Source organism: Plantactinospora sp. GCM10030261 (genome assembly GCF_042666615.1).
Lineage (GTDB): Bacteria > Actinomycetota > Actinomycetes > Mycobacteriales > Micromonosporaceae > KBS50.
Genome location: NZ_JBHTDD010000005.1, coordinates 119,332 through 131,312, shown reverse-complemented (window position 1 = coordinate 131,312; position 11,981 = coordinate 119,332). Strand labels below are relative to the sequence as shown.

General features: G+C 71.2%; 15 protein-coding genes and 1 pseudogene. 8 read left to right on the top strand and 8 right to left on the bottom strand.

The features are described 5' to 3' along the window. Genes ACFQUZ_RS08405 through ACFQUZ_RS08395 form a run of 3 tightly spaced genes read right to left on the bottom strand, consistent with a single transcriptional unit; the run spans position 1 to position 1,336 of the window. The gene (locus tag ACFQUZ_RS08405) at positions 1–654 is read right to left on the bottom strand and encodes a response regulator (protein WP_377439712.1); all 654 of its coding nucleotides are present in this window, start codon (positions 652–654) and stop codon (positions 1–3) included. After that, positions 651–956 carry a sensor histidine kinase gene (locus ACFQUZ_RS08400; protein WP_377439709.1) on the bottom strand — a complete coding sequence of 102 codons (306 nt, stop codon included), beginning with the start codon at positions 954–956 and terminating at the stop codon, positions 651–653. The genes ACFQUZ_RS08405 and ACFQUZ_RS08400 overlap by 4 nt, the downstream gene beginning before the upstream one ends. After that, complete coding sequence (locus tag ACFQUZ_RS08395; RefSeq protein WP_377439706.1) at positions 953–1,336, bottom strand: hypothetical protein; 384 nt, start codon at positions 1,334–1,336, stop codon at positions 953–955. Before ACFQUZ_RS08395 ends, ACFQUZ_RS08400 begins: the two co-directional genes overlap by 4 nt. 124 nt (positions 1,337–1,460) lie before the next feature. Between ACFQUZ_RS08395 and ACFQUZ_RS08390 the strand changes: the two are divergent. Continuing rightward, a pseudogene (locus tag ACFQUZ_RS08390) lies at positions 1,461–2,054 on the top strand (DedA family protein); the annotation flags it as partial. On the opposite strand, the gene ACFQUZ_RS08385 reads toward ACFQUZ_RS08390, so the two are convergent. Then, on the bottom strand, positions 2,008–2,676 hold the full coding sequence (locus ACFQUZ_RS08385) for a TetR/AcrR family transcriptional regulator (RefSeq protein ID WP_377439703.1): 669 nt from the start codon (positions 2,674–2,676) through the stop codon (positions 2,008–2,010). The pseudogene ACFQUZ_RS08390 and the gene ACFQUZ_RS08385 sit on opposite strands and share 47 nt — an antisense overlap. Positions 2,677–2,735: 59 nt before the next feature. On the opposite strand from ACFQUZ_RS08385, the gene ACFQUZ_RS08380 reads away from it, so the two are divergent. Genes ACFQUZ_RS08380 through ACFQUZ_RS08370 form a run of 3 tightly spaced genes read left to right on the top strand, consistent with a single transcriptional unit; the run spans position 2,736 to position 5,986 of the window. Then, positions 2,736–3,188, top strand: a complete 453-nt coding sequence (locus tag ACFQUZ_RS08380; protein ID WP_377439701.1) for an SCP2 sterol-binding domain-containing protein — start codon at positions 2,736–2,738, stop codon at positions 3,186–3,188. A gap of 2 nt (positions 3,189–3,190) precedes the next feature. Continuing rightward, positions 3,191–4,402 carry an acyl-CoA dehydrogenase family protein gene (locus ACFQUZ_RS08375; RefSeq protein WP_377439698.1) on the top strand — a complete coding sequence of 404 codons (1,212 nt, stop codon included), beginning with the start codon at positions 3,191–3,193 and terminating at the stop codon, positions 4,400–4,402. Between the two features lie 12 nt (positions 4,403–4,414). Continuing rightward, positions 4,415–5,986, top strand: a complete 1,572-nt coding sequence (locus tag ACFQUZ_RS08370; RefSeq protein ID WP_377439696.1) for an AMP-binding protein — start codon at positions 4,415–4,417, stop codon at positions 5,984–5,986. A 539-nt stretch (positions 5,987–6,525) separates the two neighbouring features. On the opposite strand, the gene soxR is transcribed toward ACFQUZ_RS08370, so the two are convergent. After that, entirely contained in the window at positions 6,526–6,975 is a 450-nt protein-coding gene (gene soxR / locus ACFQUZ_RS08365) for a redox-sensitive transcriptional activator SoxR (RefSeq protein ID WP_377439693.1), read from the bottom strand. A gap of 96 nt (positions 6,976–7,071) precedes the next feature. Between soxR and ACFQUZ_RS08360 the strand changes: the two genes are divergently transcribed. Genes ACFQUZ_RS08360 through ACFQUZ_RS08345 form a run of 4 tightly spaced genes read left to right on the top strand, consistent with a single transcriptional unit; the run spans position 7,072 to position 10,017 of the window. Next, positions 7,072–7,710, top strand: a complete 639-nt coding sequence (locus ACFQUZ_RS08360; RefSeq protein WP_377439690.1) for a DsbA family protein — start codon at positions 7,072–7,074, stop codon at positions 7,708–7,710. Further along, positions 7,707–8,222 (top strand): alcohol dehydrogenase catalytic domain-containing protein, encoded by a 516-nt coding sequence (locus tag ACFQUZ_RS08355; RefSeq protein ID WP_377439687.1) that lies wholly within the window; start codon positions 7,707–7,709, stop codon positions 8,220–8,222. The genes ACFQUZ_RS08360 and ACFQUZ_RS08355 overlap by 4 nt, the downstream gene beginning before the upstream one ends. Next, positions 8,219–8,635: a zinc-binding dehydrogenase gene (locus ACFQUZ_RS08350; RefSeq protein ID WP_377439684.1), complete on the top strand. Its 417-nt coding sequence runs from the start codon at positions 8,219–8,221 to the stop codon at positions 8,633–8,635. Before ACFQUZ_RS08355 ends, ACFQUZ_RS08350 begins: the two co-directional genes overlap by 4 nt. Beyond that, complete coding sequence (locus tag ACFQUZ_RS08345; RefSeq protein ID WP_377439681.1) at positions 8,632–10,017, top strand: MFS transporter; 1,386 nt, start codon at positions 8,632–8,634, stop codon at positions 10,015–10,017. Before ACFQUZ_RS08350 ends, ACFQUZ_RS08345 begins: the two co-directional genes overlap by 4 nt. Here the strand turns inward: ACFQUZ_RS08345 and ACFQUZ_RS08340 are convergent. The 3 genes from ACFQUZ_RS08340 to ACFQUZ_RS08330 all read right to left on the bottom strand — a co-directional run bounded on the left by ACFQUZ_RS08340 (position 9,941) and on the right by ACFQUZ_RS08330 (position 11,958). Beyond that, positions 9,941–10,486, bottom strand: a complete 546-nt coding sequence (locus ACFQUZ_RS08340; protein WP_377439678.1) for a GNAT family N-acetyltransferase — start codon at positions 10,484–10,486, stop codon at positions 9,941–9,943. The genes ACFQUZ_RS08345 and ACFQUZ_RS08340 overlap by 77 nt on opposite strands. Before the next feature lie 61 nt (positions 10,487–10,547). Further along, complete coding sequence (locus ACFQUZ_RS08335) at positions 10,548–11,423, bottom strand: hypothetical protein (RefSeq protein WP_377439675.1); 876 nt, start codon at positions 11,421–11,423, stop codon at positions 10,548–10,550. Beyond that, entirely contained in the window at positions 11,416–11,958 is a 543-nt protein-coding gene (locus tag ACFQUZ_RS08330) for a SigE family RNA polymerase sigma factor (protein ID WP_377439673.1), read from the bottom strand. Before ACFQUZ_RS08330 ends, ACFQUZ_RS08335 begins: the two co-directional genes overlap by 8 nt. Positions 11,959–11,981: the final 23 nt, after the last annotated feature.

Below are 11,981 nucleotides of genomic sequence, written 5' to 3'. Positions count from 1 at the left end.
TCAGTTCTCCCCCAGGTCGGCGTCGTGGACGAGTAGTGCGAGCTGCACGCGGTTGGTCAGGTCGAGCTTGGCCAGGGCCGAGCTGACGTGCGCCTTGACCGTGGCTTCGCCCATGGTCAGCCGGCTGGCGATCTCCGCGTTGGCGAGGCCGCGGCCCACCTCACGGACCACCGCCCGCTCCCGCGGGGTGAGCCGGTCGAGTTGCCGACGGGCGACATCGTGCCTGACCGGGCCGCGTTCGGCGAACGAACTGATCAACCGGCGGGTGACCGTCGGCGCCAGCATGGCGTTGCCGGCCGCCACGGTCCGGACGGCGATGGCCAGTTCCTTCGGCGGCGTGTCCTTCAGCAGGAACCCGACGGCACCGGCCCGCAGCGTCCGGTGGACATACTCGTCCAGGTCGAAGGTGGTCAGCATGATGACGGCCGGCGGGTCCGGCAGGGCACCGATCTCTGTCGCGGCGGTCAGCCCGTCGGTCTGTGGCATGCGTACGTCCAGCAGCACCACGTCCGGGCGGAGCCGGCCGGTCTGGCGTACGGCTTCGGCCCCGTCCGCCGCCTCGCCGACCACCGCGAGCCCCGGGTCGGCCTCCAGGATCAGCCGGAGCCCGGTCCGGACCAACTGCTCGTCGTCAGCGATGAGGACCCGGATCACGCCGGATCTCCCGCCGGCAGCTCGGCCTCCACCAGGAAACCGCCGTCTTCGGCTGGCCCCGCGGCCAACCGGCCGCCCAGCAGGTCGACCCGCTCCCGTAGCCCGACCAACCCCAGGCCCGCTCCGGGCAGGTCCGTGGTCCCGGCACCGTCCGTCTCCGGGGACGGACCATTGTGTACGCGCACCCCGACGGATCCGGCCAAATAGCGGAGAGTGATCGTGGCGTCCGTGTGGGGGGCGTGTTTCCGCATGTTGGTCAACGCCTCCTGGACCACCCGGTAGATGGTGCGCTGCACGGTCACGGGCAGAGTGCGCGGCCGCCGACCGCTTCGGCGACCGTCACCTGCGCGAGCAGAACGACGAACGCCCCGACCAGGTAACCGACGAGGTGCCTGCGAGACAGCCGGGTGGCGGCGTAGTACGAGGCCACCACCGGCGCCGGCCAGGCCGCCATCCCGAGCCAGCCGACGGCCGCCATGGTGAACAGCGGCCAGCGGCGGTTCCGGACCGACCAGGCCGCCGCGCCGGAGGCGAGCGCGACGGGCACGATGGCGAGGGGTGGCCAGCGCGAGTCCACCCCGGCCTCGCCCGTGCCGGCGAACCAGACGAGGGCGGCGAGCGTCACGGCGAGCAGGTGGGGTTGCCAGGCGAGTGCCGGCGTCCGCAGCCTGCCGAGGGTCATGCGTCGAGGATAGGAGTCAGGGACGCACCCCGACGGTGGCCAGGGTCGGGCCCTACTTAAGTCGGGGCCGGCGGCTGACCGAGGGCCGATGTCCAGCCGCACCGGGTCCACCACGATCGAGATCATGGAACCCGTACTCGACCTGCTGCACCAGACGATGGGCTCGCCGTGGGTCTACGCCGCCATCTTCGCGGTCGCGGTGATCGACGGCTTCTTCCCGGCCGTGCCGAGCGAAACCGCGGTGATCACGGCGGGGGTGTTCGCGGCGAGCGGTCAGCCCGAGTTGCTGCCGCTGATCGGCGTCGCCGCCGCCGGGGCGTTCGTCGGTGACCACATCTCGTACGCGATCGGGCGGTGGGGAGGAACCCGGTTGATCGACCGGCTACCCGCCGACAGTCGACGACGGACTGCCTACGAGCGGGCCCGACGGGGCATCACGGTGCGCGGCGGGCTGATCCTGGTGGTCGCCCGGTACGTCCCCGGCGGCCGGACCGCGGTCACCCTCACCCTGGGCACGATCCGGCACCCGTGGCGATCGTTCGCCCTCGTCGACTCGCTCGCGGCGATCAGCTGGGGGCTCTACTCCGCGCTGATCGGTTATCTGGGTGGGATGGCGTTCGAGCGCGATCCGCTCAAGGGGCTGCTGCTGGGCCTCGGCCTCGCGCTCGGCGTCACGCTTGTGGTCGAGCTGATCCGCTGGCGCCGGTCGGCCGCCAGGACTGACCGTCCATCAGTTGACCCGCACCGAGCCAGGCCACGTTCATCACCCGGGTGGCGGTCCACTCCGGGTCGGCGTCCGGATGGTCGGCCAACCAGTCGGCCATCGACTCCGTCGCCCCCACCAGCGCGTAGGCCATGACCTCAAGGTCGTCCTCGGGCACCGGGCGACCGCGGGCGACCAGTGCCCGATGGAGCATCCCGGCCACCACCTCGACCATCCGGGCCCGCATCTCGGCGAGTTGGCCGGCGAACGGCTGCTCGCCCCGGGCCTGCCGGTAGAGCACAGCCCAGCCGTCCCGGTGCGCTCCGACGAACCGGAAGAACGCCCGCAGGCCGCGCCAGAGTTGCTCGTCGGGCGCCAGGTCGGGGGCGACGGCGGCGGCGACCGCCTCCATGAGTCGGGTGCCCTCCCGGTGCAGGCAGGCGATGAACAGGTCCTCCTTGGCGCCCAGGTAGGCGTACACCATGGGCTTGCTGATCCCCGCCACGTCGGCGATCTCGTCCATGCTGGCGGTGTGGAAGCCACGCCGGGAGAAGACCCGGACCGCCGCGTCGAGCATCTGCTGCTCGCGGAGCGCGCGGGGCAATCGCTTGAAGGTGGCCGGCACCCTTGCCAGCATACCTACTCGTGCGTAGGGTTACGCACGAGTAACCACGTTCGCGTACGGAAGGTACAACGATGACCGACTTCGATCCGGCCAACTTCGCCTCGGTCGGCCCCAAGGAGTTCGCCCAGCTCGTCAAGTCCACCCCGGACGCGAAACTCGCCGAGATCATGCAGAGCGATGCCCGCGGCAAGATCCTCAACGAGGTCTTCGGCCGGATGCCGGCCCTGTTCCGGGCGGACCGCGCCGGCTCCACCAACGCCGTCATCCACTGGGGCATCACCGGTCGCCCGGACGGCGGCACCGACACCTACGAGGTGGTCATCGAGAACGGCACCTGCACCGTCTCGGAGACGCCGCAGCGGGACCCGAAGCTGAGCCTCACGATGGGCCCGGTGGAATTCCTCAAGATCGTCTCTGGTAGCGGCAACCCGGTCATGATGTTCATGTCCGGCAAGCTGAAGGCCAAGGGAGACCTGGGCCTGGCCGCCAACATCGCCAACCTGTTCGACATCCCCAAGGCCTGACCATGGCCGAGTTCTCGCTCGACCTGACCGAGGAACAGCGGGACCTGCGGGACTGGGTGCACGGCTTCGCCACCGAGGTCGTGCGCCCGGCCGCGGCTGAGTGGGACGCCCGCGAGGAGACTCCGTGGCCCGTCATCCAGGAGGCCGCCAAGATCGGATTGTACGGCTTCGAGTTCCTCGCCAACTGCTGGGCCGACCCCGCCGGGCTGTCGTTGCCGATCGCCAGCGAGGAACTCTTCTGGGGTGACGCCGGCATCGGGCTGAGCATCTTCGGCACCTCCCTCGCGGTGGCCGCCATCTACGGCGCGGGCACCCCGGACCAGCTCGTGGAATGGGTGCCGCAGTGCTTCGGCACACCGGACGAACCCGCCGTCGCCGCGTTCTGCAGCACCGAACCCGAGGCCGGGTCCGACGTGGGAGCCATGCGCACGCGCGCCGTCCACGACGAGGCCGCCGACGAGTGGGTGCTGACCGGGCAGAAGGCGTACGCCACGAACGGCGGCATCGCCGGCGTACACGTGGTCACGGCGGTGGTGGATCCGGCCCTCGGCTCCCGAGGCCAGGCCGCGTTCGTGGTGCCGCCGGGAACCGCGGGCCTGGCCACCACCCGCAAACTGGCCAAGCTCGGCCTCCGCGCCTCGCATACCGCCGACGTCTTCCTCGATGAGGTACGGGTGCCCGGACGCTGCCTGCTCGGTGGCCGGGACGCGTTGCTGGAACGCCTGGACCGGGCCCGAACCGGTAAGCGGGCCGCCACCCAGGCGGCGATGCGGACCTTCGAGATGACCCGGCCGACGGTCGGGGCCCAGGCGATCGGCGTTGCCCGGGCCGCGTACGAGTACGCGCTCGACTACGCGAAGAGCCGGGTGCAGTTCGGCCGGCCGATCGTCGAGAACCAGGCCGTGGCGTTCGCGCTCGCCGACATGAAGACGGAGATCGACGCCGCCCGGCTGCTGGTCTGGCGGGCCTCCTGGATGGGCCGCAACAACCGGCCGTTCACCGCCGGGGAGGGCTCGATGTCCAAGCTCAAGGCCGGCGAGGTGGCCGTCTCGGTCACCGAGAAGGCGGTGCAGATCCTGGGCGGAGCCGGGTTCCTGCGCGAACACCCCGTCGAACGCTGGTACCGCGACGCCAAGATCTACACCATCTTCGAGGGCACGTCGGAGATCCAGCGCCTGGTGATCGCCCGCGCCATCTCGGGCCACCGTTTGTAGGAGAGGGCACCGGTGGAGCTGCCGTTCGTCGTCGCCACCCTGACCCGCCGCGGCCTGCTCAGCCCCGGTTCGCCGGTCCGGATCGCCGCCCAACTCGCCGCGCTGCGCACCTGGGGCTGGAGCCTCGCCGGGGAGTTGCGCCAGGCCACCGCCCGCGACCCGGACCGTACGGCGATCATCGACGACCATCGGGGCGAGATCAGCTACCAGGAGCTGCTCGACCGGTGCGAACGCCTGGCCAAGGCGCTGCGTGGCAGCCACGGCATCGAGCCGGGCCACCGGGTCGGGGTGCTCTGCCGCAACCACGCCGGAATGATCGAGGCCACGGTGGCCACGGCCCTGCTCGGTGCCGACCCGGTCCTGGTCAACACCGGCCTGTCCGGTCCGCAGTTGGTCACCGTCGCGCGGGAGCAGGAGCTGCGCGTCCTGCTGCACGACGCCGAATTCGCCGAACTGGTGGCGGCGCTGCCACCGGCCGTCGCGCGGATCGAAGAGCGGCGCCAGGAACGGCTGATCGCCACGGCCCCGCCGGCCGTGCTCACCCCACCATCCCGGGACGGCCGGACCATCGTGCTCACCTCCGGCACCACCGGCACACCGAAGGGCGCCCGGCGGCGCACCCCCACCGGCTTCGGGCCGCTGGTGTCCATCATCGACCGCATCCCGGTGCACTGCCACGACCGGGTTTTCATCGCCGCGCCGCTCTTCCACACCTGGGGGTACGCGGCCCTGCAGCTCTCCTTCGCGCTGCGGGCCACGGTGGTGCTGCACCGCCGGTTCGACCCGGTGGCCACGCTGCGCGGCATAGAGACCTACCGGTGTGGCGTGCTGTTCGCCGTACCGGTGATGCTGCAGCGACTGCTGGAGGCGGCGCCGCCGGCGCGTCCCCCACTCAGGGTGGTGGCGGTCAGCGGCTCGGCCCTGCCCGGCGCCCTGGCCACCGGTTTCATGGACCGGTTCGGCGACGTGCTCTACAACCTGTACGGATCGACGGAGGTCTCCTGGGCGTCGATCGCCACCCCGGCGGACCTCCGCCGGGCACCGACCACCGCCGGCCGCCCACCACACGGCACCAGGCTGGCCATCCTCGACCGGTACGGCGAACCGGTGCCGCCCGGGCAGGTCGGCCGGATCTTCGTCGGCAACGAGATGCTGTTCGAGGGGTACACCGCCGGCGGCGGGCGGCAGAGCCACGACGGGCTGCTGGACACCGGCGACCTGGGCCATCTCGGCCCGGACGGGCTGCTGTTCGTCGACGGCCGACAGGACGACATGATCGTCTCGGGGGGCGAGAACGTGTTCCCCGCCGAGGTGGAGGACCTGCTCGCCGGGCTGCCGCAGGTGCGGGAGGTCGCCGTGATCGGCGTACCGGATGCGCGGTACGGCCAGCGGCTGGCCGCCTTCCTCGTGCTGCGGCCCGGCGAGACCCTCGACCCGGACGCGGTGCGCGAGTACGTCCGCCGCTACCGGGCCCGCTTCTCGGTGCCCCGGGACGTGGTGTTCCTGCCGTATCTGCCGCGCAACGCCACCGGCAAGGTGCTCACCCCGGAACTGCGCCGCCAGCACGGCGGCCCGACGAGGTAACGGCGTCCCTCGTCGCTGCCGCCGCTCCGCAGCGGCGGCGTTCGGCGAAGGCGGCAGGACTTTGCCGCGAGACCGTGCTGTGGGCTGGCTCGTCCTTACGGGGGCCACTAATCTTCACGCAGGGTAACGATAGCGTCAAATCTTCCCGGATATACGTTGCGTGACGGTGAATCGGTCCTCGCCTCGGGTCTCGGTCGCCCTTTGCGCTGCTGTAGCCCACGCAACACCAGCACCAAGCTCACATTATTGTCCGCGGCCGATTCTTGTGAATCGGCAGTTGGGTCGCTCTAAGTAGCTGTTGCGTGGGCTACAGCAGCGCAAAGGACGGCAGAAGACGGTAGGCGGACGCACGCCTCCATCACATTGAGTAAACGAACATTCAGGGTTCGATGAGTCGGTGATCCCGCCAGCCCGCCCAGCAGCCACGACCCTGCCAGATCGCCGGAGGTGAGTACGCTCTGGAGTCGATGCCGGACCTGGCATCGTGCCACCCCTGGCAAGGGAGCCTCACCGATGCGCAACCCCCAAGACTACCGCGCTCAGCGGAGACGGCGCGCGCCCTGGCCATCGGCGCCGAGGATGTCGTCCGGGTTGGAGTAGGGGCAGGACTTCAGGGACAGGCAGCCGCAGCCGATGCAACTGGAGAAGCGATCCCGCAACCCGATGAGGAACTCGATCCGCTCGTTGAGGTCGTCCTGCCACTCTCGTGAGATCCGGGCCCAGTCCCGCTTCGTCGGCAGGCCGTCACGGGGCAGTTCGTCGAGCGCCGCCTTGATCCGATCGAGACTCACCCCGACCCGCTGCGAGGCCCGGATGAACGCCAGGACACGCAGCGTGTCGCGGCGGTACTCACGCCGGTTGCCACCCGTCCGTCGACTGTGGATCAGGCCGAGGCTCTCGTAGTAGTGCAGGGTCGAGACGGCCACTCCGGCCCGCTCGGCGACCTGTCCCGGCTTGAGCCAGAGGACGTCCTTGGGGATCTGCGGCATCGGTTCGGCTCTCTCCCGGCATGAGGGTTGACGTCAAGTCGACTTGATGTAGTCGACTTTACGTGAACTCAACTTGACGAGGGAGCGAGGAACCTGATGGTCACGGTGGACGTGTGGGCTGACGTGCGGTGCCCCTGGTGCTGGATCGGCCACCGCCGGCTGAGCGCGGCGGTCGCCCGCGTACCGGGCGAGGTGCGGGTGCGTCGGCGCAGCTTCCTGCTGGAGCCGGACGGCCCACCGAGCCCGGGTAAGCCCCTGGCGGAGGTGGCGGTGACCGAGTGGGGAATGCCCCCCGAGTGGTGGCGGGAGCGGACGGCGGTGATCGAGGCCGAGGGGCGGCGCACCGGCCTGGAAATCAACTCCGACTCGCTCCGGGCCTTCGACTCCCGGTTGCTGCACCGGCTGCTGAAGCTGGTGGCGGCCGAGCGGGGCGAGGACGACCAGGAAGCCGCGTGGGACGTGGCCTTCGACGCGCATTTCCGGCGCAACCTGGACCTGTCCCGCCGGGACGGCACCGTGGAGGTGGCGACGCAACTGGGGCTCGGAGCGGTCGCCGTCGACCGCCTCGTCGCGGGCGATGAGTTCGCCGGCGGGGTGCTCGACGACCACCGGGACGCCGAGCGCGCCGGCGTACGAGCCGTGCCGACCGTGGCGATCGGTGACCGGATGTTGTCGGGCAGCCGGTCGATCGACGAACTGGTCGGCTTCATCTCGGGTGACGGGGCCGCGCGGTGAGCCCTCGGATGAAGGCGGCGGCCATCGACTCCTTCGGCCCGCCAGAGTCGCTTCGCATGCACGACCTGCCCCGCCCCGACACCGAGGCGGATCGGGTGCTGGTCCGGGTGGTGAACGCCGGGGTGCAGGTCACCGACGCCGCTATCCGGGCGGGATGGACGCCGCCCGGCGCGACCATCGCCTTCCCGCAGATCCTCGGCAACGAGTTCGCGGGCACCGTCGAGGCCGTCGGTCCGGCCGTCCGCGGATTCTCGGTCGGCGACGCGGTGCTGGGCTTCAACACCCTGGGCTGCTACGCCGAGTACGTCTCGGTCCCGGCGTCCCAGATCGTGCACAAGCCCGAGCCGGTCGGGTGGCAGGCCGCCGGGGCGCTCTCGGCGTCAGGTCAGACAGCGCACACCGTACTGGAGGAACTGTCCGTCTCCGCTGGCGAGACCGTGGTCGTCCACGGCGCGGCCGGCGGCGTCGGAAGCATGTTCACCCAACTGGCCGGCTCGCCGGCGCCCGAGTGATCGGCACGGCCAGCGAAGTCAACCACGAGTACCTGCGTGGGCTCGGAGCGACGCCGGTCGCCTACGGGGACGGTCAGGTGGAGCGGATCCGAGCGGTCGCCGACACCATCGACGTGGCGTTCGACGCCGCTGGCCACGATAACCTGCGGGACGCGGTCGAACTCGTCGCCGACCGCACGCGGATCGCGACCATCGTCGACATGCGACTCGCCGCCGCGCTTGGTTGCCGCGTGCTACGGAGCCAACGGTCGGCCACCCGGTTGGCGACGCTGGCCCTGCTGGTCGCCGATGGTCGCTTGCGCGTGCATGTCCGGCGCGTCTACCCACTGGCCGAGGCGCCGGACGCCCACCGGGACGTGGAAAGCGGTCACGGCCGTGGGAAGGTCGTCCTGGCGGTTGGCATGCCGCGGTGAGCGTCGACCAGCAGCCACGCCACGACCGGCTGTGGACGGCGCGCAGGTGGCCGTTCGTCACGAGCATGTTGGCGTTGATGACCTTCATCGCCTTCGAGTCCTTCGCGATCACGACCGTGCTGCCGGTGGCGATGGCGGACCTCGACGGTACGCGGTGGTACTCCCTGTCCTACGCGGCCACGCTCACCACGGCACTCGTCGGGATGATCGTGGGCGGCAACTGGGCCGACCGCAGCGGTCCACGCCTTCCCCTCGCCGTGGGCGGGACACTGTTCGTCGTCGGGATCGCCATGTGTGGGCTGGCGCCCAACGCCGCGGCCTTCGTCCTGGGGCGGTTGCTCCAGGGCGTCGGCGGCGGAATCGACTCGGTGGTGCTCTACGTCCTCATCGCCCGGCACATCCGGGCCGAACTGCGCCCCCGGATGTTCGGCCTGCTCACCACCGCGTGGCTGCTGCCGTCCATGATCGGTCCAGTGCTCGCGGGGCTGCTCACCGAACTCACCAACTGGAGGGTGGTGCTCGGCATCGTCCTGGCCGGAGCGGCCGCCTCGTTGGCCGGCCTGATGGTCGTCACGCGGGACACCGCACCTCGGACCCGTACGCCCAGGATGGCCATCCCGCTGTTCGGCCGACCCGGTGTCCTCGCGGTGGTCGCCGCCGGACTTCTCCTCGTCCTGCACCTCAGCGGGCAGCATCCAACCCGGCAGTCCGTGATCGCGGTACCGATCGCTCTGGTGGCCCTCGTGGTGACGGCGAGTCGAATCCTGCCGCCCGGGACTCTGCGGCTTCGCGGAGCGCCGCAGCGGCTGGTCGCGCTCAGAGCCATGCTCGGCGCCGTCGTCACCGCGAGCGACGTGTACCTCACCTTCTATCTCCAGGGTGAGCGGGGCTTCCCGCCGGCCACAGCGGGTCTCGTCATCGCGATCGGGGCCACCGGATGGGCGGCGGGGGCCTGGATACAGGGTCGCCTCGGCGGCGGCGCGGACACCCACCGGTTGCTCATCCGCTCGGCCGCGCCGCTGGTCGCGTCGGGACCGGCCTGCGTCCTGCTCTACACCCTCGACCTGGCACACCTCGTCGTCGTCATCGGCGCCTGCGTCGCCATGGGCATCGGCATGGGGATCGCCTACCCGAGGATCTCCAGCGCGACGCTGTCCATGGCCGACGAAAGCGAACACGGACAATACAGTTCCGCGCTGCAAGCCGGCGAGAACATGGCCGCGGCCGCGCTGCTCGCGGTGTCCGCGACGCTGCTCAGCACCGTTGCCGGCACCACCGGTTTCGCGCTGGCGTACGGGCTTCTCCTCACCGGCGGGGCGATCGCGATCCTGATCGCGTCGACCCAGCCGCGGGAGGTGAGCGTCGAAGCCAGCGGTGCATGATGTGCAAACCCACGTAGCCGTGCGCCGGATGATGGAACGCCTCCGGCACGGTGGCGAGCACCGCGAAACCGAGCGACCGCCACAGCCGTACGGCCGAGGAGTTCGTCTCGACCACGGCGTTGAACTGCATGGCGCGAAAGCCCTCGGCGCGGGCCTGTTCGACGATGTACTCGCCGAGGGCCCGGCCGATTCCCTCCCCGGCGCGGTCCGGGTCCACCATGAAGCTGGCGCTGCCCACGTGCGAGCCCTGCGCGGGGTGGTTGGGGTAGAGCTTCGCCGACCCGACGACCGTGCCGGCACCGTCCACCGCGACCACGACGCGGGTCGGTGGTGGCGGCATCCACCAGGTCCGCGCCCGGTCCGCGGTGATGTCCCGGTCCATCGCGTACGTCTCGCCAGCGGCCACGATCCGGCGCAGGAACGGCCAGATCGCCGGCCAGTCCTCGGGGGTGGCTTCTCTGATCAGCACCCGTTCATGGTGCCGGATCCCCTCGCCGGCCCGCCGGCCCGGCGCCGGTGTCGGCTGAGCCCTACGGATACAGGGTGAGAGCGGAGCCTTCGGTGCCCAGAGCGGTCAGCTCAGCCAGGCTCAATGGCGGGAGTTTCCCGCTGGGCAGCGGTCCCTGCTCCGGTCTGGTTTCCACGGTGTTGGTGAGCGTGAACCGCACCGTCGTCCCGTCCGGGCGTTCCAGCAGCAGCGAACGCTGCACGAACCCCGTCGGTCCCTCCGGGGCGACCTCCTCGGCGAGCAGTTGTCCGCCGCCGGGCAACTCGCTGCGCTGGCAGCCGTTCGGGTCGTCGGTGTGAATGCAGACGAGTCGCTGGGTGCCGCTCGGTTGGAGCACCACGATCAGGCCACCGACCCGGTCATCGCGGTGCAACCGGGCGACGGCCGTGTACTCGCGGCGCTGGGGGTCGTACTGGAACTGCGGTTGCCGGCAGGACGGCTGCACCGGTTCCACCCGGCTGCCGGCCGGCAACGCTCGGGCGAGCGTCTCGTTGAGCGTCAGGGTCAGCCGGACGACCGCGTCATCCGGGGCCTCCGTCGGCCGCGGCTGGACCGTGTCGTACGACTGCAACGGCCCCGGTGGCCCGCTCGCCTCGGGCACGACCGGCGCGCAGGGCGCGACCGCGGTCGGGGTGGTGCCGTTCGGGGTGGCGGCCGAGGTGGTGCCGTTCGGGGCGGCGACCGGCAGTCCCCCGCCGACCGGGCCGGCACCGGGCCCGGCCACCACTGCCGGGATGACCAGGACGGCGGCCACCAACGCGGCGGCGCCGGTGCCGGTGAGGGTCCAGGCCCGGGTACGGGACCGGCGCCGTTCGGTGTTGATCAGCCGGTCGATGTCGAGGCGGGTCGGCGGCGGGTCGGTCGCCGCGGCGCGCAGCAGATTGGGTAGGTCATCCATCGTTGCGTACTCCCTCGCTGACGACCGCCGGGCGGGCGAGTCGCGCGCGCAACGACTCGATCGCCCGGGCGGTCTGACTCTTCACAGTGCCCGGTGAGCAGCCCATCTCCTCGGCGGTCTCCTCGACCGACAGGTCGCAGAAAAACCGCAGCACGAGCACGGCCCGCCGCCGGGGCGGCAACTCGGCCAGCAGAGCGAGGATGGCGAGCCGGTCGACGGTCTGGTCACTGCCCTCCGTCACCCGGTTGGCGCCGCCGGCCGGCACCGGAACGTCGGGCACCTGTGCCCAGGACGCCTCCCGCCGCCACGGCCGGCGCCGCTCGTCGAGCCAGGCCCGCAGCAGCGTCCGCCGGACGTAGGCGTCGATGTTGTCCATCCGGGACACCCGACGCCAGTGGCGGAGCAGCTTCACAAGTGCCGTCGACACCAGGTCGTCCGCCGTGTGCCAGTCGCCGCAGAGCAGGTACGCCGTCCGGCGCAGCGGATCCAGCCGCGCCGTCACGTACTCGCGGTATCCCTCGACGTCCGCCGACAACCGGCCACCCCCTCGTCTACACC

Bases quoted from the DNA above. Each gene is read 5' to 3' on its own strand.
- ACFQUZ_RS08375 (WP_377439698.1), top strand. From the start codon at position 3,191: ATGGCCGAGTTCTCGCTCGACCTGACCGAGGAACAGCGGGACCTGCGG.
- ACFQUZ_RS08380 (WP_377439701.1), top strand. From the start codon at position 2,736: ATGACCGACTTCGATCCGGCCAACTTCGCCTCGGTCGGCCCCAAGGAG.
- ACFQUZ_RS08395 (WP_377439706.1), bottom strand. From the start codon at position 1,336: ATGACCCTCGGCAGGCTGCGGACGCCGGCACTCGCCTGGCAACCCCAC.
- ACFQUZ_RS08385 (WP_377439703.1), bottom strand. From the start codon at position 2,676: ATGCTGGCAAGGGTGCCGGCCACCTTCAAGCGATTGCCCCGCGCGCTC.
- soxR (WP_377439693.1), bottom strand. From the start codon at position 6,975: ATGCCGCAGATCCCCAAGGACGTCCTCTGGCTCAAGCCGGGACAGGTC.
- ACFQUZ_RS08335 (WP_377439675.1), bottom strand. From the start codon at position 11,423: ATGGATGACCTACCCAATCTGCTGCGCGCCGCGGCGACCGACCCGCCG.
- ACFQUZ_RS08360 (WP_377439690.1), top strand. From the start codon at position 7,072: ATGGTCACGGTGGACGTGTGGGCTGACGTGCGGTGCCCCTGGTGCTGG.